General features: G+C 42.1%; 17 protein-coding genes and 1 riboswitch. Of the genes, 14 read left to right on the forward strand and 3 right to left on the reverse strand.

The window, feature by feature from the left end; translation table 11 throughout:
• Positions 1-3: 3 nt before the first annotated feature.
• A complete protein-coding gene (locus NST58_RS15420) occupies positions 4-552 on the reverse strand; it encodes a PadR family transcriptional regulator (protein ID WP_076302009.1) in 549 nt (182 codons plus the stop codon).
• Between the two features lie 153 nt (positions 553-705).
• On the opposite strand from NST58_RS15420, the gene NST58_RS15425 reads away from it, so the two are divergent.
• Positions 706-2,154, forward strand: a complete 1,449-nt coding sequence (locus NST58_RS15425; protein WP_076185870.1) for an MDR family MFS transporter — start codon at positions 706-708, stop codon at positions 2,152-2,154.
• Positions 2,155-2,232: 78 nt separating this feature from the next.
• Here NST58_RS15425 and NST58_RS15430 read toward each other — a convergent pair whose 3' ends face one another.
• Positions 2,233-2,727, reverse strand: coding sequence for a DUF6803 family protein (locus tag NST58_RS15430; RefSeq protein ID WP_076129365.1), 495 nt, complete (start codon positions 2,725-2,727; stop codon positions 2,233-2,235).
• 129 nt (positions 2,728-2,856) lie between these two features.
• On the opposite strand from NST58_RS15430, the gene NST58_RS15435 reads away from it, so the two are divergent.
• Together NST58_RS15435 and NST58_RS15440 are read left to right on the forward strand one after the other, a co-directional pair.
• The gene (locus tag NST58_RS15435) at positions 2,857-3,537 is read left to right on the forward strand and encodes an HAD family hydrolase (protein ID WP_076219101.1); all 681 of its coding nucleotides are present in this window, start codon (positions 2,857-2,859) and stop codon (positions 3,535-3,537) included.
• A complete protein-coding gene (locus NST58_RS15440) occupies positions 3,534-4,130 on the forward strand; it encodes a GNAT family N-acetyltransferase (protein WP_339248638.1) in 597 nt (198 codons plus the stop codon). The genes NST58_RS15435 and NST58_RS15440 overlap by 4 nt, the downstream gene beginning before the upstream one ends.
• 687 nt (positions 4,131-4,817) lie before the next feature.
• Here NST58_RS15440 and NST58_RS15445 read toward each other — a convergent pair.
• Positions 4,818-5,870 (reverse strand): 2,3-butanediol dehydrogenase, encoded by a 1,053-nt coding sequence (locus NST58_RS15445; RefSeq protein WP_339248640.1) that lies wholly within the window; start codon positions 5,868-5,870, stop codon positions 4,818-4,820.
• 315 nt (positions 5,871-6,185) lie between these two features.
• Between NST58_RS15445 and NST58_RS15450 the strand changes: the two genes are divergently transcribed.
• From NST58_RS15450 to NST58_RS15500, 11 genes are all read left to right on the forward strand, one after another.
• Entirely contained in the window at positions 6,186-7,208 is a 1,023-nt protein-coding gene (locus tag NST58_RS15450; protein WP_339248641.1) for a LacI family DNA-binding transcriptional regulator, read from the forward strand.
• 112 nt (positions 7,209-7,320) lie between these two features.
• Entirely contained in the window at positions 7,321-8,253 is a 933-nt protein-coding gene (gene cysK / locus NST58_RS15455) for a cysteine synthase A (RefSeq protein ID WP_076129370.1), read from the forward strand.
• A 1,492-nt stretch (positions 8,254-9,745) separates the two neighbouring features.
• The gene (locus NST58_RS15460) at positions 9,746-11,275 is read left to right on the forward strand and encodes a TPM domain-containing protein (RefSeq protein WP_339248642.1); all 1,530 of its coding nucleotides are present in this window, start codon (positions 9,746-9,748) and stop codon (positions 11,273-11,275) included.
• Between the two features lie 174 nt (positions 11,276-11,449).
• The gene (locus tag NST58_RS15465; RefSeq protein WP_076125850.1) at positions 11,450-12,577 is read left to right on the forward strand and encodes a phosphodiester glycosidase family protein; all 1,128 of its coding nucleotides are present in this window, start codon (positions 11,450-11,452) and stop codon (positions 12,575-12,577) included.
• Between the two features lie 120 nt (positions 12,578-12,697).
• Positions 12,698-13,630: a LysR family transcriptional regulator gene (locus NST58_RS15470; RefSeq protein ID WP_076105621.1), complete on the forward strand. Its 933-nt coding sequence runs from the start codon at positions 12,698-12,700 to the stop codon at positions 13,628-13,630.
• Between the two features lie 16 nt (positions 13,631-13,646).
• Positions 13,647-14,762 (forward strand): 5-methyltetrahydropteroyltriglutamate--homocysteine S-methyltransferase, encoded by a 1,116-nt coding sequence (locus NST58_RS15475; RefSeq protein WP_076184511.1) that lies wholly within the window; start codon positions 13,647-13,649, stop codon positions 14,760-14,762.
• A 139-nt stretch (positions 14,763-14,901) separates the two neighbouring features.
• Positions 14,902-16,029 carry a 5-methyltetrahydropteroyltriglutamate--homocysteine S-methyltransferase gene (locus NST58_RS15480; protein ID WP_339190943.1) on the forward strand — a complete coding sequence of 376 codons (1,128 nt, stop codon included), beginning with the start codon at positions 14,902-14,904 and terminating at the stop codon, positions 16,027-16,029.
• 165 nt (positions 16,030-16,194) lie between these two features.
• Positions 16,195-16,917, forward strand: coding sequence for a YebC/PmpR family DNA-binding transcriptional regulator (locus tag NST58_RS15485; protein ID WP_036678376.1), 723 nt, complete (start codon positions 16,195-16,197; stop codon positions 16,915-16,917).
• Between the two features lie 7 nt (positions 16,918-16,924).
• Positions 16,925-16,987, forward strand: a riboswitch (Fluoride riboswitch).
• Between the two features lie 67 nt (positions 16,988-17,054).
• Entirely contained in the window at positions 17,055-18,365 is a 1,311-nt protein-coding gene (locus NST58_RS15490) for a voltage-gated chloride channel family protein (RefSeq protein WP_339190946.1), read from the forward strand.
• A gap of 445 nt (positions 18,366-18,810) precedes the next feature.
• A complete protein-coding gene (locus tag NST58_RS15495; protein WP_339248646.1) occupies positions 18,811-20,376 on the forward strand; it encodes an ABC-F family ATP-binding cassette domain-containing protein in 1,566 nt (521 codons plus the stop codon).
• A gap of 95 nt (positions 20,377-20,471) precedes the next feature.
• Positions 20,472-21,761 carry an amidase gene (locus NST58_RS15500; RefSeq protein WP_339190952.1) on the forward strand — a complete coding sequence of 430 codons (1,290 nt, stop codon included), beginning with the start codon at positions 20,472-20,474 and terminating at the stop codon, positions 21,759-21,761.
• Positions 21,762-21,892: the final 131 nt, after the last annotated feature.

Genomic DNA, 21,892 nt, shown 5'->3' on the forward strand with positions numbered 1-21,892 from the left:
ATGTTATTGATTCGACTCAAGCTCTTCAAGTGCCCATTCGCAAAATTGTATAGAGCTCTCCATATCAAGCACACGTTTGTGGATCAGTAAATAACGTCCAAAAGTGGTGGCTTTTAACTCACGAGTCTCACCGCATTCATCACGCAAGACTTCGTTTGCTTTGAGCAAAACCTTGTATCGCTCCAGCTCACTTTTACAAAACTCTGCACGTTTTAGCAATAGGTCCTTGGCTTCTTCCGGGTTGGATAGCCATAAGCTATACAGCTTAAAATGCAGCTCATCCCGCAGCACCGGAGGCTCTGCAGTAGTTTCCACCCATTGCCGCAATTGCTCCAGTCCTGCTTTCGTAATGGAGTATTCTTTTTTATCCGGTTTATCGGTCTGTTCAATGAGCTTAAAGGTGATATAACCTTGCTGCTCCATGCTCATTAATAGAGGGTAGATCTGACTATGTCCAGCACGCCAGAGCGGCTTGATATTCTGAGTTAATTCATATCCAGACAATGAGTTAGCGCTAAGTAAAGCTAGAAGTCCATAAGACAGTGTATTCATTACTATAAAGCCCTCCAGTTATTATAAATCCGTTTTCATTGAATTTTTCGGGCATATGTCATCATTGACATATTGATCGTACGATTATAACATTATTCAAGTCACCTTATATATGTAAAAGTAGACATATAAAAAATAATGAGGAGGGGAAGCATGGAAGAAAATCAAGCAAGCAAAATACATTTTTGGCCGATCATGATTGCCATATTCTTCGGGAATTTCGTCTCTGTCTTAAGTACAACGACGATCAACATTGCTGTTCCTCTTTTAATGGATCATTTCAATACGAGTCTGAACACCATGCAATGGATGGTCACCGGTTTTATGCTGGCGACAGGAGTAACCGCACCACTCGCGGGATATCTCGGAGGAAGATTCAGCTACAAAAGGCTTTATCTTTTCGCCTTGATGGGATTCACCATGTTCTCTTTGTTTTGTGCTTTGGCATGGGATCCAACATCATTAATTGTATTTCGGATGCTTCAGGGTTCGTGCAGCGGTCTCATCATGGCTTGTACGATGACCATCATATTTCAAGTAATACCGGGAGAACGCAGACCTTTTGCAGTAAGCCTCTGGTCGTTATCCGCGATGGTCGCGCCAGCCATAGGACCAACGTTTAGCGGGTGGCTGCTCCAATATGCCAGCTGGCATTGGTTATTTTTAATTAACATCCCTATTGGAATCATAGCTGTTATTCTAACCCTAACGTTAATTCCGTATTATCGAATGAATATTCCGAAGTCATTTGATATTCCTGGTTTCCTTACCGTTGTCCTCGGTAGTTTATCATTATTAACTGCATTTAGCCAAGGCAATAGCTGGGGATGGACTTCGTGGAAAACCTTATCGTTAATCCTTTTGGGAGTTGTGTTGTTAGTTTTGTTTGTTTTGCGCGAGCTGAAGGCGGAGGTACCTCTGCTGAATTTGCGTGTATTCCGTAATCGCCGTTTTACCGCCATGCTTAGTATCTATAGTTTAGTTACGATTGCGATGTATGCCGGAACCTATTTAACCCCTTTGTTCTTACAAACGGTAGAAGGGGCTACAACGCTTAAAACAGGGCTGATTTTATTGCCGTCCTCGATCCTCCTTGCCTTATTGAGTCCAATCGTAGGTAAGCTGTATCCAAAGTTCGGACCTGTGAAGTTGATTTCTGCGGGTATTTTATTTATATTCATCGGCTTATTCATGCTTAGTCGGCTGCAAACGAACATATCTTATAGCTTTATTATGTGGGCGATGGTCGTTCGTAATCTCGGCATTGGACTAGCCAATGTTCCAAGCAGTACAGCCTCAATGGAGGAAATTCCTGTCGAATGGTCTGGACATGCTACGTCGATCAACAACTGGGTCCGCAATGTGTTAAGCTCACTTGGGATTGCAGTATTCACCTCCCTGCTGTCGAGTAGATCCTTACTCCACTCTAAAGAGTTGATCAGCTCCGGTGCAAGTAATACAGATTCGATACGTTTGCTATCGTTCACGATGGGTGTGAATGATGTTTTTGTGGTAGGTTCCATTATTGTTTTGTTTGGATTTCCACTGATGTTTTTATTACGCAAGAAGCGTACTGTGGTAACTGTACAAAACGCAGGATAACCGGTACGATACAAAAAGCAGATCAAGGTTTTATCCTTGATCTGCTTTTTGTCTTAGATTACGTTTTGTTAATAAACTTTAATGCATCATATCGCCCATTCCACCCATACTCCCTACAATTTCCGGATTAATCATCCCAAATATCATCGCGATATGCGCCACGACCAAGAATCCACTAATAAGCAGAAAATGCAGCTTCATCTTGTGCTCTTCCGATCGTTTACGGGCAATCAGACCAAGATCTAACAAAGCCAGTGGCAATAAGAAGAGTACTCCGCTTAAATAGAAGCCCACGGCTACGATATCAACCCATGTGTGCCATTCCCCATTCACAGACAAAGGAATAAACGCAGTCGGGAACAAGTAGAGGAATACACCTGTGAAATATATCCCTGCGAGTATGCTGCAGACTTTGTTGAAGGATCGTAGTGGGCCTGTTAGATTCTTGGTGAACAAAATAATAAACTCTGTAATGGTAATCGTCTCAGCAAAAATCACGGGGATGGCCATGAATATAATCAAATTCCAAGGCTGGTTGTCCGCTAGCAAAGACATGTAATGCGTCATGTTCATAAGATACTCCTCCGATAATATGTAATAGCTTCAGTTACTTATCGTATTCGAGAAGTATGTGGAAAGTATGTGGAAACGAAGGTATGATAAATATATGCAATAATAACAGTCGAGGGGAGCAAGACAACCGTGGGAAGAGGATTACAAAACATTTTATTTGATTTAGATGGTACTTTAACAGACCCCAAAGAAGGCATCACCAAAAGCGTAGAATACGCTTTGAACAAATTTGATATACAGATCGAGCATTTGGATGAGCTTCTTCCTTACATAGGTCCTCCGTTATATGATTCATTTATCGAGCTGCACCATTTCACTGAGGAACAAGCGCTTCAAGCGGTTGCTTTTTACCGGGAGCGTTACAGTGCCACGGGATTATTTGAGAATATGGTGATTGAAGGTATACCCCAATTGCTGGAGGGACTTAAGACGAATGGATACTCATTGTATGTAGCAACCTCCAAACCGACTGTTTTTGCAGCACAGATTCTTGAGCATTATAAGCTCGATCATTATTTCAAACATATCGGAGGAAGTAATCTGGACGGTACCCGTTCTAAGAAGCAAGAGGTTATTCAGTACGTGCTTGATGAGAATGACATACATCCAGAGGAAGCGGTAATGATAGGAGATCGTAAGCATGATATCATCGGTGCTATTGGCTGTAGTGTTGAATCCATTGGAGTGACTTTTGGTTATGGTCCCAAGGAAGAGCTTGAACAAGCCGGTGCAGACCATATCGCCTTTCGTGTGGAAGAAATTGCAGATATCATTCAGCATATTTCATTGAGAGAACGGTGCACCAAATGAGTGTTATGAATACTCAAATACTTGACGGGAAATCGATTAAGCTGGTTCCAATAGATGAAAGTCATGCAGAAGGATTGGCGAGAGTGTTAAGAAATCCAGACATCTGGGAATTTACCTGGCGAAAAATAACGTCGGACGAGCAGGTGCAAGGATTAATCTCAACAGCTTTAGCGAATCAAAAGAACGGTTCACAAATTACCTTTACTATCATTGATAAAGCAACGGAGCGAATTATCGGAACCACTCGTATTATGTATCCGGATTTGGTTCATCGTAACGCTGAAATTGGATGTACCTGGATCTCACCAGACTATTGGAGAACTAGTGTGAACACAGAAGGCAAGTCGCTGCTGCTACACTATTGTTTTGAAGAACTAAAGCTGATCCGCGTAGAATTTACAGTGGTCGCGAACAACTTGAGGTCACAAAGAGCAGTAGAACGAATAGGGGCGGTTAAAGAAGGGGTTCTGCGTAAGCATAGAATCAAGTCTGACGGATCGATTCATGATAATGTGGTCTTTAGCATATTGGATACCGAATGGCCTGCTGTAAAAGAGAATCTGCATTATTTGATAAATGATAAATACGCATAAGTATAGATGAAGCAAACAAACGGGCTAGGGGCCGTTCCATAGGGAGCTACACTTCATCTATAATTGATGAATCAGAGTGGTGACGGAAGCAATTTGTTAAAGCAGAGTGAGCGTTTAATTGTATTTTGTACAACTATAATTCCTTAATTGGTCGGGGTATAGATATAACTGTATTTAGTACATCTATATTCCTCATTTAATTTCTTATAGGTGGATTTTCAGGGTTTTAATTGTACAGAATACAATTAAAACAAGAATAGTTACTTTTGCATACGGAATAAGTGTACAGAATACAGTTATTTCACATTTACCCTATATCACTCTCCATTATCTCATTCGAATCCTTTAAATTAGGTGCTAGAAGTATAACAAGAGGGAATGCACCGGAAGCTACGTTCTGTCTGAAAGGATTTCTTCAAGGCATCAGACTTGCAACTCCTGCTTAGTGAGGATGAATATACTTTGGTGGATCAGCGGATGATTAAGCGAGTTAAGCCAGAGCGTATAAGGATTTGCCCATAAATTTGCTTAAACACCCCCCACAGATCAAAAACACCAGGCAGTGATACTCCAATCCCGGAGAATCGCTGCCTGGTTTTTTTTAATAACAGAGACCGCTACAAATTCTAGAAAGAGCTGCTTGGGGCAGCGCCTTCTTTTATGATTCAGCCAATAGGCTGCTTATGGTTATTGTTTAGGACTTACAAGGATTTTTACTTGATTTTTTTCTTTCAAAAGAGCCTCAAACCCGTGATCAATCACTTCATTCAGTTTAATTCTCTTAGTAACAAGTTTTTCAGCAGGGAAGTATCCTTGTTCCATCAAGCTAATTACAGCGGGGAAAACATCACGGTAACCAATGATACCAGTTAAGTTGCGTTCTTTAAGTACGATATTGTTTGGAGTAATCGTAGCATCTTTTTCGAAAATACTAACGATCATGATTTGTCCACTCAATTTAGTGGAATTAATGGCTTGGGTTAGAACGGGAGGTACACCTGTCACTTCAAACGCAACATCTACGCCACCATCGGTACGTTTTTGAATTTCTTCGACCACATCATATTGTTTAGGATCGATTACAATACCACCAAGTTCCTTAGCTTTACTCTTACGTTCCTCGGAAAGTTCTACCACATAGATTTCAGCTGCGCCGGATGCTTTCAAAGCTTCAATGACCAGCAAACCGATTGGGCCAGCACCGAATACTACAGCTTTATCTCCAACCTTCAGTTGACTGGAACGAACAGCGTGTAGAGCAACGGCAGAAGGTTCCACCAGAGCACCTTGTTCATAGGATAAGCTGTCTGGAATTTTGTGCACCATATGTTGGTCTGCTGCGACGTATTCTGAGAATCCACCGCCACCACCAGCCAAACCTAGGAAGCCCATTTTTTCACAAAGATTATATTTACCTTGTCGACAAGCCACACATTCACCACATGCAAAAACAGGCTCTACGACGACGCGATCACCAACATTAAACTTGCTAACGCCTTGACCTACTTCTACGATTTGTCCAGAGAATTCATGTCCCATTACGACTGGAGCTTTTTCACCAGTAAGGGGATGATCTGTTCCTTGGGGAATGAAAATAGGACCGGCTACATATTCGTGAAGATCGCTGCCACAAATTCCGCACCATTCGATTTTGATTTTCACTTTCCCTTCAAGGGCTGCTGGTTCTTCAATCGTTTCTAACCGTAGATCTTTGACGTTATGCCATCTTAATGCTTGCATATCATTCATCTCCTAGATTAATAATTGATAATAAATAGTGTTTTATTTCTGGAAAAGAGGAAACGTTTCCGAGAACAAATATGTCACATAATTTTCATATTGTCAAATTTAAATAATGAAAATATTAATATTGAAAATTAGTGAAATATTTCACTAAAACAGAGTTATATCAAGCCTTTAGGCTCACATTAGTCGTTGAGATAAGTATTCTTCTATGTACTATTATGTTATAATCTATACATTGGAATTTTGATTTTAGATGAGTGGAATAGAGATAAATACGAAAACGATTCCGGAAATAAGGGGACTATCAGAGTGGCTAATAAAAACAAAGTAACCATAGAGGATGTAGCGAAACGGGCGGGGGTAGGTATTGCTACTGTCTCAAGAGCCATTAATAATTCAGAGGGAATTAGTTCCAAGACCAAGGCGCTGGTACTGCAAGTGATTGAGGAGATGGGTTTCACTCCAAATACCTCTGCGCAAAGCCTCAAAATCCGCCAAACGAAGCAAATTGCTCTGGCCGTTCCTGACATTCGCAACGCAATTATTCCGGATATCGCCTGGTCCGTAGAGCAAGCCGCCAAACAACATAGCTATCGGGTAATCCAGATTAATACTTCTGGCAACCCGCGGACTGAGCTCGAAACAATCCGTGAGGTCAAAAAATTACATGTAGATGGACTCATTATCATGCCTCTTGCTTATCCAAAGTCCATGGTAGAGTTAATTAATAAATCGAGTGTTCCGGTCTCTATCATTAACTACGGGAAAAGAATCACAGAAAATGTGAAAGCTGACATCGTTAGTTTGTCACGTTTTGAAGGACAATTAGTGATGGAGCATTTAATCAATATCGGTCGTACTAGGATTGCATATGCAGGGGCACAAAAAGATCTTATTGAAGATCGTTATCTTGCTTATCAGCAAGCTTTAAATCAAGTGGATATTTCGCTTGTTTATTTTGGCGAAGACTTTTCCTTGCAAACTGGACTACAAGCCGCTGACTATTTCTACAGCCTGACGCATATGCCAGACGCTATTTATGCAGTGAATGACATGGTGGCCATAGGTATTGTGAATCGGTTTAAAGAATTAGGCGTACGTGTTCCAGAAGATGTGGCGGTGGTTGGGGTAGATAATAACGCATGGACAACTATCACAACGCCTCAGATTAGTTCAGTTTCCATCATGGGGAATGAAGTGGCACGATTAGCCACACAGCTTCTTTTGCAACGTATTCAGGATAATATTACCGGGGAGTATCAAAGGGTGCAGCTTGATCCGCGATTAATCGTGCGAGAGTCAAGTGTTTCGGTTAGACGTAGTACGAATTAAAGGCCTCAAGTTTGCGACTACTAAGAATGAATAGGTTGTAAATCCTTTAAATCCTGCTAGACTTAATACAGAGTAATTTGATTGGAAATTAAGAAATGAGGTGCGGATCATTATGGCTAATATTTATAAGAGCTTAACCGATCTGATCGGAAATACACCGTTATTAGAGATTTCAAAGTATAGTAAAACCCAAAACGTAGAAGCAAGGGTTCTTGCCAAGCTGGAATCTTTTAATCCTGCAGGTAGTGTTAAAGATCGTATTGGATATGCAATGATCAAAGATGCGGAAGAGAGAGGTCTCATCAATAAAGATTCTGTCATTATTGAGCCTACTAGTGGAAACACTGGGATAGGACTTGCTTTTGCAGCTGCTAGCTTAGGGTATTCACTGATCATCGTCCTACCAGATACATTTAGTATTGAACGCCGTAAATTAATGCTGGCATTAGGTGCTGAGCTTGTGTTAACACCGGGAACTGAAGGAATGAGCGGAGCTGTAAGAAAGGCAGAACAATTAGCTGCGGAAATTCCAAATTCATTTATTCCCCAACAATTCAGCAATCCTGCGAACCCGGAAATACACAGAACGACTACAGCAGAGGAGATTTGGCGGGATACCGATGGAGATGTTGATATTTTCATAGCGGGTGTTGGTTCTGGAGGCACTATCTCGGGTGTTGGGAAAGCGTTGAAAGAAAAGAACCCCGCAGTCCAAATTGTCGCCATCGAGCCGTTTGACTCTCCTGTTTTATCAGGAGGCCGTCCTAAGGGACATGGGATTCAGGGCATTGGAGCAAACTTTATTCCTGAGAATTACGATAATGAAGTAGTGGATGAGATTTTTCAGGTGAAAAATGATGATGCCTATAGCGTATCACGTGCACTTGCGCGAACAGAAGGATTGCTGGTGGGTATCTCCTCCGGAGCAGCTGTTTACGCAGCTACACAAATCGCTAAGCGTCCTGAGAATAAGGACAAGACCATCGTGGTGATTCTGCCGGATACCGGTGAACGTTACTTAACCACTACGCTGTTTGATTTTTAACGGAACATGAGCGCTAGATCCAAGGAATTGGCTTTAAAAAGCAAACAAAAGGTTCAGCTATAGGCTGAGCCTTTTTGTTGTTGGAGTATTGGCTGTATATCTCCAGATAACGGGTATCTCAAGTAACTAAGAAGTTTAAGAGGGATTCAAAAACTCCCATTATTACAAGTAGCTAAGAAGTTCAAGGGGGATTCCAAATCTCCCATTTTGTATAGTAGCCAAGGAAGTTCAGTGTGTTTCGGACCGTATTGCAGCTATTTCGCCATTTAATCTCATTTTGCTGCGTTATCGGACTGTATAGCACTTATTGGCCAACATTTGTGGATAAACAGTGTAGTTTTGAGTAAATAGCTGCAACTGAGTCCGATAGCCTGCCGCAAACGCTCGAATGAACAAAATAACGTCTCCTGAGTCCGATCCATCGGCGAAAAGTATGTTATCCAGTAGCAGGATTCCAAAACTCCAATGTTCCTCAAGTAGCTTAGGAAGTTTAAGGGGGATTCCAATCCCCCCATTATCTCAAGTAGCTAAGAGAGTTCAGTGTGTTACGGACCGTATTGCAGCTATTTCGCCATTTAATCTCATTTTGCTGCGTTATCGGACTGTATAGCACTTATTGGCCAACATTTGTGGATAAACAGTGTGGTTTTGAGTAAATAGCTGCAACTGAGTCCGATAGCCTGCCGCAAACGCTCGAATCAACAGAATAACGTCTCCTGAGTCCGATCCATCGGCGAAAAGTATGTTATCTCAGTAGGAGGGATCAAAAACTCCCATTATCTCAAGTAGCTAAGGAAGTTCAGTGTGTTACGGACCGTATTGCAGCTATTTCGGCTTTTAAGCTCATTTTGCTGCGTTATCGGACTGTATAGCACTTATTGGCCAACATTTGTGGATAAACAGTGTGGTTTTGAGTAAATAGCTGCAACTGAGTCCGATAGCCTGCCGCAAACCCGCAAATGAACAAAATAACGACTCCTGAGTCCGATCCATCGGCGAAAAGTATGTTATCCAGCAGGGGGTTCCAAATCTCCAATGAACCTCAAGTGGCCAAGGAAGTTCAGGGTGTTACGGACCGTATTGCAGCTATTTCGCCTTTTTAGCTCATTTTGCCGAGATAACGGACTGTATAGCACTTATTGGCCAACATTTGTGGATAAACAGTGTGGTTTTGAGTAAATAGCTGCAACTGAGTCCGATAGCCTGCCGCAAACCCGCAAATGAACAAAATAACGACTCCTGAGTCCGATCCATCGGCGAAAAGTATGTTATCCAGCAGGGGGTTCCAAATCTCCAATGATCTTGAGTGTGATCCATCAACACAACACGATGATTGCCCCTAAAGCGACTTGCACGCCTCAAATCACCCGCCTCACAAACTCTAAGCGTTTTTTCCTGTTGTGTAATTTCCAGTTTAGAATAAAATGGAACTATTCCGCTAACCGCGCGTAACCGATAAATAAGAGAGATAATGATAGATCAGGAGGTACATATGAACACGAGAACTCTAAAAATACTGCTACATACCACACTTGCTGCCTTATTGTTAAGTGTATTGCTTTTGCCGGCTGTAAGTTTAGCCAAAACTGCTGTACCTAAGCATACAGGGTCATTTTATGTGAATGATTTTGCGAATGTGATTGACGAGAAAGCAGAGAATTACATGGTGAACTACGGCATTCGATTACATCAGGCTACTGGAGCTCAAGTTGTGCTTGTAACTGTGGATTCTACTGAAGGGGTTTCGATGGAAGAGTATGCAAAATCGCTTTTCAATAGCTGGGGTGTGGGGGCTGCGGATAAAAATAATGGTCTCCTGCTGCTGCTCTCTATAAAAGATGATGATTATTGGGCGGTACAAGGTAAAGGTATAGAGGAATCATTGCCTAACAGTAAGATTAAAGAGATTCTTTCACAATATCTTGAGCCGGATTTCGCAGCTAAAACATACAGTAATGGTGCTAGGAAGACGTATGGAGCTTTTATTCAAGCTATGGGTGGCACTTGGGCAGAAAATGTTGGCACCAAAAATTACGTATCCGATAATGCGGGTGTGCTCAAAAAAGTAACTAAAGACTATCTGAACGATTCCAGCAACAGATATAAAACAACAACCGGAAGTGGAATTTATGTGGTCACCGTAAAAAATGCTGGAGATAAAACATTGCAGGACTATACTTATATGAAGTTTGCTTCGGTAGGTGCTGGTCCTAAGGATGTTATGCTTGTATTGGACATAGGCGGAGACAACTATCATGTTCTACAAGGCAAGGATATCGACAAGGTTTTAACCAATGAGGTTATTAGTGATATTTTAAATACCGTGCTTGAACCCCAATTTGTGAAAAAAGATTACGGTACGGGAGCTACAACGACAGTTAATTCGTTCTACAGTTTCTTGTTAGCGAGAGCGGATCATCCGCAAGGAGTCACAGGAAACAACGGAAACAATGTTAATCCTGGGACTACAACGAATTCTGGTACTTCCTCTACTACAGCTACAAGTGGAGGTGAGGCGGTTAGTAAAAGCAAGGCTTTTCTAATTTTCTCAGCGATTTTTGGTTCGCTCATCTTATTTGGATTTACTGCTTCACGACGCAATAGATATATAGAAATGTATGGTTTGCCATTTAATCCATATAGCCAAAGGAATATACGCCGTTATGGTCCTTGGCATGGTCAAGCGGATTACGGTTATGGCAGACGCTGGCACAGACGTTATTATCATCACCACCATAGGAATACAAACAATTCGCAATCAAGTTTCTGGGGAAACAGTGGTGGCGGAGGCTCTACTAACGGTGGCGGTGCAGGACGGTATTCCTCAAGCAACGAGAACCATGGTGGTGGAGGTTCCAGCAGTGGTGGAGGAGCAGGAAGACATTCTTCAAGCTCATCCAGCCGCAGCTACTCAGATGATGATGATAGAGGCTCATCAGGTGGCGGCGGTTATTCCGGCGGTGGTGGCTCATCAGGTGGCGGCGGTAGCGCTAGCAGCGGTGGTGGAGTAGGAAGACATTAGAATTTGTTTAGCTTTAGATGAGCAGGTAGCCAAGATATTGGAAACCTGCTCGTTTTTTGTTTTTGAATGCTGACTATTTCTCAAACAGAAACTTTTAACGAAAATCATCGTCTATGATAAGGACGAGTTGTACATATTATCAAATTAGTAATATTTAGGGAGGGATACTCAGAAGTGAGCACTTCATCATTACCTCAACGTTCCAATGCACGCAATAAGAAACCTGTAAAGAAACCAATAAAAAAGCGGAAGAAACGGAGTTTTTTTCGCACCTTATCCAAAGTTTTTTTATTCTGCTTATTTTTAATGATCGCTGCTGGTGGATGGCTTTATTTTGCACCCTCGGCTCAGAACTTACGTTATACAATCGCAGATACGTTAATTACAACACAACATCGCTATATGGCTAAATATATTATAGGTGAAGATCAACTGAAGGACCGGGTAACCGAATATACCGCCCGTTTTGAAGAGATGGGGGACGAAATAGATACACATACGATTGCTCCCGAACCTGAGGTGGTAGAGAAGCCGCTTGTCGAGATTGAGAATGTCTCAGGCAGTGGCTATACCGGATATGTAATGATTGTTAATGATCCAACCAAAGTCCGACTAGGAATACCTAATAAGATTGGTTCAGGTGAAAAAGTAACCAGTATGGTGAAGCGTACAGGCGCTATCGCTGGAGTTAACGGTGGTGGGTTCGCTGATCCGAACTGGAAAGGTAACGGGTTTAAACCCATAGGAATTGTAGTCTCACAAGGTAAGTTATATTACAACGGTCTTGGCGGTAAAAAATCTACACAGATTGTTGGTCTGGATAAACAAGGAAAAATGGTTGCAGGGAATTATACGCTAGATGAGATTAGTAAAATGGGGGTTCAGGAGGCAGTTACTTTTAGCCCGCGGCTAATCGTCAATGGCAAAGGATTGATTAAGAATGCAGCGGAAGGTTGGGGGATTGCACCTAGAACAGCAATGGGTCAGCGGGCAGATGGCGCTATTATTTTTGTAGTAATTGACGGTCGACAGCCTACTTATAGTATTGGAGCAAATCTCTATGATGTGCAGCAGATTTTGCTTAAGCATGGAGCCGTGATAGCGGCTAATCTTGATGGTGGTTCTTCTACGGTACTAGTAAAAGACAATGAGATTATGAATAAACCTTCATCCCAATATGGTGAGCGGTATTTGCCTACAGCTTTTTTAGTTTTTGAGCATCCAGAACAGGTTGATATGCCAAATATCTGGAAAGGACTAGATCCTGCCAAGATTGATGCTGGGAAAAAGAGAACACAATAAGTACGCGTTATTGGGCACATAATAAGGATTATCTTGGAATGAGATGTGTATTTATGCTACGATATCAGCTAGTATGAAACAGAATGTAGTACGAATAGGTCTGGAACAGGGGGAATAGGAGTGACGTTGCAGCAGCTCCGCTACGCTATCGAAATTGCAAATAGTGGCTCCATGAATGAGGCGGCAAAGAAACTCTTTGTTTCTCAACCGAGCCTGTCCAACGCTATTAAAGAGCTTGAAAATGAACTTGGGATTACCATCTTTGAAAGGACGAACCGTGGAATCAGCATTTCTGTAGAAGGAATGGAATTTCTCGGATATGCCCGTCAAATCATTGAACAAACAGAGCTTATGGAGAATCGTTATACTGGGAAAAAGCGTAGCCCAATCTATTTTTCCATTTCGACTCAGCATTATGCTTTTGTGGTAGATGCTTTTGTGAGTCTCATGAAGCAAAGTGATGTCTCAGAGTACAACTTCAGCTTGAGAGAGACGCAAACCTACGACATCATCGAAGATGTGCGTACTCTCCGTAGCGATTTGGGGATTCTTTATATTAACGAGAGCAACTATAAGCATATGAATAAGCTGTTCAGTGACGGTAATCTGAAATTCACGCCACTCTTTAATACTGACCCACATCTTTATGTTAGAACTGGACATCCGCTTGCCCAGAAGGAAAGGATCTCGCAGGACGATATTTTACCTTTTCCGTATATTACTTTTGAACAGGGTGAGAACAATTCACTTCACTTCTCGGAGGAAATGTTAAGTTTTTCTCAGATTGAGAAGAATATTAAAGTGAATGACCGGGCAACCTTGACCAATTTATTAATGGGCACGGACGGTTATACAGTGGGTACAGGAATCATGGCATCCGATCTGAACGGTAATGGACTGAAGACGATTCCATTTGAGAGTAATGAAGTATTCACGGTTGGTTGGATTGCGCATAAAGATCGTAGACCTAGTGTGATGGCATCCAAGTATATAGAAATCTTAAATGACTTGGTTTCCGGAAGTTATTTTGATCTAAATCATTTTTTACTATAGCTGTAGGAGGATCGGTATGATTAGACCCGTAACTGGCACCCAGAGAAATGCTCCACCCTTTCGCTATGATATCGTCGGCAGCTTCTTGCGTACGGAAGAGATTAAAGCAGCCCGCCTCCAATATGAGAATGGTGAAATTACAGGTAGTGAGCTTTATGAAATAGAGAATATTGAGATTGCTAAACTACTGGAATTAGAAAAGGAAGTAGGATTATTAGCAGTTACAGATGGTGAGTTTCGCCGTTCCTGGTGGCATCTTGATTTCTTTGTCGGAATTAAAGGAACTGAAAAGATTAACTTAAATCAAGGGAATGGAAGAGCGGAAACGGTTCAGCGTGCAGAATCATTCCGAATTGTTGACCGGATTTCCTTTGAAGATCATCCCATGCTACAGCAATTTATAAAGCTCAAGGAAATGGCGGGAGACCGGTTACCCAAAATGACGATCCCTTCACCTGCCCTATTTCACTTTGTGGAGGAGTTTAATGGAAATGAAGTTTACCCTGATAAGGAAACTCTATTTCAAGATATCATCGCGGTTTACCAAACTGCGATTCAAGCCTTTTATGATGCAGGCTGCCGTTACCTTCAGTTAGACGACACAACTTGGGGAACGCTGAGCAGTGGCCGACATCGCGCACATTTACGCAGTAGAGGTACAGATCCCGATCAGTTAGCGAAGGATTACGTTAGGCTGATCAATGAGAGTATTGCGAATCGTCCGCATGATATGACCATCGCGCTGCACGTTTGCCGAGGTAATTTTCGCTCCACTTGGTTCGCTGCTGGCGGTTATGAGCCTGTTGCCGAGGTGCTTTTTTCCAATACCAAAGTTGATGCCTTTTTCTTGGAATATGATAATGAACGAGCTGGCGATTTCGAGCCCTTACGATTTATTAAAGACCAATTTGTAGTGTTGGGATTAGTAACGACCAAACATGGGGGTCTGGAGAGTAAAGAGCAGCTTAAGGCAAGAATCGAAGAAGCCGCGCAATATGTAGATATTGAGAAGTTGTGCCTAAGCCCTCAGTGTGGATTTGCTTCTACGGAGGAAGGAAATATTCTAACTGAAGAAGAGCAGTGGGATAAAATACGCCTTGTGATCGAAACCGCCCGAGAGGTCTGGTTATAATTAAATAAGCTAATTTGGTGGCCTGCTATAGCGTAAGCTTATGGTAGGCCATAGTTTTTAGGAGTTACCCTGTCCTGATTGTACAGTGCTATAGTGAATTCAACAGAAAAGCACAGACAATAAAGGAGGACGAACCCCTATGAGTACCATCCAAAAAGGAAAACAAAGAACTGAAGTGCCATTCAGAGTAGATATCGTTGGCAGCTTCTTACGTCCGGAAACGATTAAGAGAGCTCGTGTCCAATATCAAAATAATGAAATCTCCGCTGATGAATTGCGCAAGGTTGAAGATACAGAGATTGCCAGAGTTGTGAAAAAACAAAAAGCGATTGGATTAAAAGGTGTAACGGATGGAGAGTTCCGCCGCTCCTGGTGGCATTTAGATTTTATGTGGGGCCTTGAAGGGGTAACAAAGAAAGTCAGCCCAGTGGGCTACCTGTTTAATGGTGTAGAGACCAGAGCGGAAACTGCAGAATTATCCGGTAAAATCCGTGGGACTAACCATCCAATGATCGCTGACTACAAACAATTGGTTAGCATAGCGGGAAATGATGTAGTAGCGCGCCAAACGATTCCTTCGCCAGCGCAGTTCCTTGCTGAACTTCAGCGCAATCAAAAGACTACTGTAGCTGTTTACGACAAGCAGGATGAACTTGTGGCTGATATTGCTGCAGCTTATCGTGAAGTTATTCGCGATTTCTATGAGGCAGGTTGCCGTAATCTGCAATTGGACGACTGCACATGGGGTATGCTCTGTGATAAAGGATATTGGGAAGCCCGTCAAAAAGAGGGTGTAGATGTTAACGAAATCGCTAAGCTATACGCATTTGTAAATAACGAAGCGATTAAAGATCATCCAGCAGATATGGTTATCACGATGCATGTATGCCGTGGGAACTACGCGTCCACTTGGGCAGCATCCGGCGGATACGAGCCTATCGCAGAAGTGTTATTTGGAACGGTAGATGTAGATGGTTTCTATCTGGAGTTCGATACGGATCGGGCCGGAGACTTTGCACCCCTTAGATTTATTAAAGATCAGCAAGTGGTTTTAGGTTTGTTCAGTTCGAAGTCAGGTGAGCTTGAGAATAAAGAAGAAATCATTGGACGGATTAAAGAAGCTTCGCAATATGTGGATATCAATCAGTTGTGCCTGAGCCCACAATGTGGTTTTGCCTCTACGGAAGAAGGAAACCATCTGACAGATCAACAGCAATGGGATAAACTGCAGTTTATTAAAGAGATTGCAGATGAAATTTGGCAGTAATCTATAAAAAATTAGCAGGCTCCTGATTGAATCAGGGGCCTTTTTCTATCTGTATTGTGACAGCTTAGAGGATTAACCTACTACTGCACTTTACTAGAGCTATCGAAGAAGGGTATAATAAGTAACAATTGTTTTTAATTCATGTTGAAAGAGAGCGGGAACAATATGGGTCGTAAGTGGAATAATATTAAAGAAAAGAAAGCTTCCAAAGACGCAAACACTAGTCGTGTTTATGCAAAGTTTGGTGTTGAGATTTATGTAGCAGCAAAGAAGGGTGAACCCGATCCAGAAGCGAACCGGGCCCTGAAAGTTGTATTAGAACGTGCAAAAACTTACAATGTACCAAAAGCGATCATTGACCGTGCGCTTGATAAGGCTAAAGGTAGCGCTGAAGAAAATTATGAAGAGCTTCGTTATGAAGGATTTGGACCTAGCGGTTCAATGATCATCGTTGATGCGCTCACAAATAACGTTAATCGGACAGCTCCATTGATCCGTTCAACCTTCAGTAAGAATGGCGGAAATATGGGTGTCAGCGGATCAGTAGCTTACATGTTTGACTCTACGGCCGTTATAGGTGTGGAAGGTAAAACTGCTGATGAAGTAATTGAAATGATGTTTGATGCAGAACTTGATGTACGCGATGTGCTGGAAGAGGATGATGCAGTTATTGTTTATGCAGAGCCTGATCAGTTCAATGCAGTGCAAGAAGTATTCAAGAATGCAGGCATCACTGAATTTACTGTTGCTGAGTTAAACATGCTTCCACAAAACTATGTGGCACTCCCAGAAGATGCTCAAGCTCAATTCGAGAAATTGATTGATGCTTTGGAAGACCTGGAAGATGTTCAACAAGTGTATCATAACGTAGATTCAGAAGAAGAATAATTTAAGTTTTATAAAGGGCGATGGAGTTCGCCGTAACTGTCTCTCTGAGACTAATGACTCCTACCAGTGCGAGCTTCCCTGGTAGGAGTCTGTTTTATTGTTGAGACTAATTTATTTTGTCCTTAGGAGCTGTCGAGATGAATCCATGGTCTACCCGATGGTTTGAAATCACTAAGAAGCGAAGTTATTTTGCTCTTTGGAGTACATTTATCAAATGGATTGTGCTCGGCAGTGTAGTTGGTATTTTATCCGGCACCGCCTCTGCTTTTTTTCTAAAAAGCTTGGATTACGTAACAGATGTACGTTTAGAGCATCCAGGGCTACTTTATTTGTTGCCTCTTGGGGGAGTATTTGTTAGTTTCCTATATATGCGTTACGGAAAAAACAGCGCTAAAGGAAATAACCTTATTATAGAACAAATTCAGGATGGTAACGAGACCATTCCATTACGGATGGCACCCTTAGTATTGTTCGGGACACTGGTAACCCACTTATTTGGTGGATCCGCTGGGCGTGAAGGGACAGCTGTTCAAATGGGCGGAAGCCTTGCGGAATGGTTCGGAAAGCTGATTAAAATCAGTCCTCTGGATCGTAAGATACTGTTAATGTGCGGGATCAGTGCAGGCTTTGGTTCTATTTTCGGAACACCGCTGGCTGGAACCTTATTTGGTCTAGAGGTAGTAACCATTGGACTTATTAGCCAACAGGCATTACTTCCATGTTTTGTGGCTAGCTTTGTTGGTGATCTGGTCACCACTCGATTGTGGGGTGTTCATCATACACACTATGTAGTGAATGAATTTCCAGCTTTAAGTTTAATGATTATTCTAAAAGTGGTATTGGCCTCTGTAATTTTTGGTCTCGTGAGTATGCTTTTCAGTGAACTGACTCATTTTCTAAAAAGAATCTTCACCGCCAGGATAAGCAATCCAATGATAAAAGGTGCCGTAGGTGGATTAATTATCATTGCCTTAGTATTCCTTGTAGGGTCTCGTGATTACTTAGGCCTCGGAATTCCATTAATCAAGGATTCTTTTGAGGGAGATGTCTCGCCGTTCGCTTTTTTATGGAAGCTGATCTTTACCGCCTTTACCTTAGGAACAGGATTTCAGGGTGGTGAGGTTACTCCGTTATTTACGATTGGTGCCACACTAGGCAATGCTTTGGCTGGAATATTACATTTGTATGGACCCTTTTTAGCTGCCCTCGGTTTTATTGCTGTCTTCTGTGGAGCTACTAGCACGCCTATCGCTTGCTTCTTAATGGGGATCGAGCTGTTTGGTTCGGAAGGAGCCATATACATGTTTATCGCTTGTGTGGTGAGTTATTTATTCTCCGGACATAGTAGTATTTATACTTCACAGCTTATTGGTGTATCGAAGAGCCAGTTCATTACTATTCCTCAAGGGACTAGGATCGGTACGGTCAAACGCGCCCGCAAAAAATAACAGCACCTCTCGGATGGTGGTTGACAAGTGCGGATACACGATTTAAAATGTAGCCAAACGAAGGGATGGTTCAACATGATTCATGTGGAAACTGAAAAATTATATACCAGAAGCTGCTCCGAACAATCGGATACAAACGATGAAACGTTGTCCGGAGCTTAATCAAAAAGCGAATCGCTTTTTATATCATCGAAAGATAGCTAGGTCATTTTAGTGTGATTATTCATGCTTATTTGATTACGCCATCTTCCGATGTTAATGATTAAGAGGCTGTAGACAATTTTCGTCTACAGCCTTTTGTGTTTATAATGTTCAGTTTCCAAACTGACAATTATCTATTTGTGCCGTCTATTTGTGCACTAATAAGCAGAAGGCTTGCGCCCAAGGGCGCGGTGTCTTCTGCTTTTTTTGTGCTTAAAAACAATTATAGAAAAGAGGAAAGCAATTGAGTTTACTCGAGGTTTCTAATGTATCACATGCTTTTGGAGATAAAGTGCTGTATAAACAGGTTTTTTTGGAAGTCTACAAAGGGGAGCATGTAGGTGTAGTGGGTCAGAATGGAACAGGGAAAAGCACATTGATTGGTATTCTGACGGGCGAGGTGATTCCTGATGGTGGAACGATTAAATGGCAGCCCAATATCAAAATAGGTCATCTTGATCAATACGCGGTTATTGATGGGTCAAGTACCGTTCAAAGTTATTTAAGGAGAGCGTTCACTGAATTATACGAAATGGAAGAAAAGATGAATGCACTTTATGCGGAATGTGCTGTTACTGGCAATGAAGTGCTTTTGCAGAAGGCAGCAGACCTTCAGGAACGACTTGAGGCGCTCGACTATTATTCTATCGAGAGCAATATCAGTAAAGTGGTTACGGGGCTAGGATTAAATGCAATGGGGATGGACCGTCCTATTGATCAGCTTAGTGGGGGGCAGCGAACCAAAGTTATATTGGCAAAGCTGTTGCTTGAACAACCTGATGTGTTATTGCTCGACGAGCCCACCAATTATCTCGACACCACGCATATTAACTGGCTTGCTGAATATCTGATAGCGTTCGATCAAGCCTTCATTGTGGTCTCTCATAACTACACTTTTCTCGATAAAATATCAACAAGCATTTGCGATATTGAAGGGGAAACGATTAAAAAATATCATGGCAAATATGCTGATTTTTTGAGACAGAAGGAGCATTTTCGCGAAAGCCATATCCGGCAGTACCATGCACAGCAGAAAAAAATTGAAGCCACTGAGCAATATATCCGGAAAAATGGTGCTGGTGTTAATTCTAGAATTGCCCGTGGCCGTCAGAAGCAGCTGGATCGTATGGAGAGAATCGCTGCACCGACGTTTGTCACTAAAGCATCTATCCGTTTTCAAGAGCTTCCTGTTACTGCACAAGTTGCGCTTAGAGTAGACCATCTTGTGGTTGGTTACGATAGGCCGCTGCTGCCAAAATTAACATTTTCCATTCGAGGAGGACAAAAGATAGTCATAGCAGGCTTTAACGGCATCGGAAAATCAACATTGCTGAAAACATTAGTTGGTCAAATCCCCAGTGTTGACGGGGCATTCCGCTTTGCGGAACAAGTCTCTATTGGTTACTACGAGCAAGATTTAATTTGGGAAAACGATAACATGACACCTATTGAAATCGTCTCATCGTTTTATCCAAAATTGACTATTAAGGAAATACGTCGTCATCTAGCATTATGTGTTGTAAAAGATAGTCACGTTACACAGCCTATCCGTACACTCAGCGGTGGCGAGCAATCCAAAGTTAAGCTGTGTCTTTTATTGCTTACAGCATGTAATTTCTTAATCTTAGATGAGCCCACTAATCACTTAGATGCCGAAACAAAAGATGCTTTACAGAATGCTTTAATCCAATTTAAAGGTACAGTGATTCTAGTTTCTCATGAGGAGCAATTTTATCAAGGGTGGGTGGATCGTGTAATCAATATTGTGGATGAAAATAGAAATAGAGAACTAAAGTATAGCCATAGATAAGGTTAACTAGTAACATAAAGTTGTTCCAAATTAATACAATCGTCTTCAAATGGCTTCCTGGTTTAAGTGAATATTAAGGAGGGCTCCAATCAGACATGTACATTAATAAATCTTCGTTAGCTCAGTTTGCTCAGGGCAATAAGACCTCAGATGTGACCATGGATAGATATCTTACACAATATTTAGATCTTTACGATAAGGTAGAACCACACGTGCGTGCTTTTGTGCCAGAGGAGAACCGAGCAGATAGAATAAAAAATGAAGTGGCTAGGGTAAAAGAGAAGTATTCGGAATTTCCTAAACCATCGCTATATGGAATACCTGTTGGAATCAAAGATTTAATTCACTTAGACGGGTTGCCTACCTGTGCAGGGTCGAACCTTCCCCCACAAGCTTTGACGAAGTCTGAGGGCAGTTTTATTCAAAAGCTTCGGCAAAAAGGGGTTTGGTTCACCGGCAAAACAGTGACGGAGGAATTTGCTTATGCCGGACCTATCACAACCCGCAATCCTCATCAGCTGGATCATACGCCTGGCGGCTCTAGTGCAGGCTCTGCTGCTGCGGTTGCCGCGGGTATCTGTCCATTTGCGATAGGTACACAAACCTTGCGTTCTGTTATGGCACCTGCTTCATTTTGCGGAGTGGTCGGCTTTAAACCTAGTTATGCGCGTATCCCTATAGATGGTGTCCAATTGATGTCGCCATCTTTTGATACGTTTGGATTTTTCACTCAGGATATGGAGGGTATGGACTTTCTCGCCGCGGAGCTAGTAACAGAATGGAAACCATTTAATGAAGCTCGTAAACCTGTGCTAGGGATACCCGAAGGTGTATACATGACATTATTGGAGGATGACACCAAGATAACCTTTCAGAAGCAGCTTAAGAAGCTTGAGGAAGCAGGGTTCAGCATAAAAACAGTTGCGATGCCGTGGGAAGATAGCTTTATCTACGGAGATGCCATGGTGCGGTTTGTTCACGGAGAAATGGCGCAAGTCCATCATTCACTATTTGATATTTATAAAGATCTTTATGAGGATACCGTACGGCAGGCTATTTTATCTGGACGAACCATCACTGAGGAAGAACTGGAAGGATATCGTAGCGGACAAATCAAGCTCAGAAATGATCTATTAGATGTGCAGAAGTCACAGGGGATTGATCTGTGGGTTTCGCCGGCTCAGGCAGGAACAGCTCCGCTGTGGGGTTCACGAACCGGATGGACCGGAATGACGGCCATTTGGTCATATGCTGGAGCGCCTGCGGTGAGTATTCCAGCTGCCTCTATAAACAACATGCCATTAGGATTTCAATGTATCGGGGCATATGGTAGGGATGAAGAGTTAATTTATTGGAGTAAAGTGGTTTCTTTAGCGCTTCAGTGATTCTATGGCTTTAGAAATGGATCAATTGTTGTATTTTGTTCTAAAACGTAATCGGTAGATTACACAGTAGGTCTTCGTTTTATTTGAAGATCTACTTTTTTTTGTATAAAGTGAGAGTTTTTTTAATAGGG

Source organism: Paenibacillus sp. FSL R10-2796, from assembly GCF_037965315.1.
Taxonomy (GTDB): Bacteria; Bacillota; Bacilli; order Paenibacillales; family Paenibacillaceae; genus Paenibacillus_AQ; species Paenibacillus_AQ odorifer.

Coding starts and splice junctions, on each gene's coding strand:
- NST58_RS15420 (WP_076302009.1), bottom strand. CDS start 552: ATGAATACACTGTCTTATGGACTTCTAGCTTTACTTAGCGCTAACTCA.
- NST58_RS15425 (WP_076185870.1), top strand. CDS start 706: ATGGAAGAAAATCAAGCAAGCAAAATACATTTTTGGCCGATCATGATT.
- NST58_RS15430 (WP_076129365.1), bottom strand. CDS start 2,727: ATGAACATGACGCATTACATGTCTTTGCTAGCGGACAACCAGCCTTGG.
- NST58_RS15440 (WP_339248638.1), top strand. CDS start 3,534: ATGAGTGTTATGAATACTCAAATACTTGACGGGAAATCGATTAAGCTG.
- NST58_RS15445 (WP_339248640.1), bottom strand. CDS start 5,870: ATGCAAGCATTAAGATGGCATAACGTCAAAGATCTACGGTTAGAAACG.
- cysK (WP_076129370.1), top strand. CDS start 7,321: ATGGCTAATATTTATAAGAGCTTAACCGATCTGATCGGAAATACACCG.
- NST58_RS15460 (WP_339248642.1), top strand. CDS start 9,746: ATGAACACGAGAACTCTAAAAATACTGCTACATACCACACTTGCTGCC.
- NST58_RS15475 (WP_076184511.1), top strand. CDS start 13,647: ATGATTAGACCCGTAACTGGCACCCAGAGAAATGCTCCACCCTTTCGC.
- NST58_RS15480 (WP_339190943.1), top strand. CDS start 14,902: ATGAGTACCATCCAAAAAGGAAAACAAAGAACTGAAGTGCCATTCAGA.
- NST58_RS15485 (WP_036678376.1), top strand. CDS start 16,195: ATGGGTCGTAAGTGGAATAATATTAAAGAAAAGAAAGCTTCCAAAGAC.
- NST58_RS15490 (WP_339190946.1), top strand. CDS start 17,055: ATGAATCCATGGTCTACCCGATGGTTTGAAATCACTAAGAAGCGAAGT.
- NST58_RS15500 (WP_339190952.1), top strand. CDS start 20,472: ATGTACATTAATAAATCTTCGTTAGCTCAGTTTGCTCAGGGCAATAAG.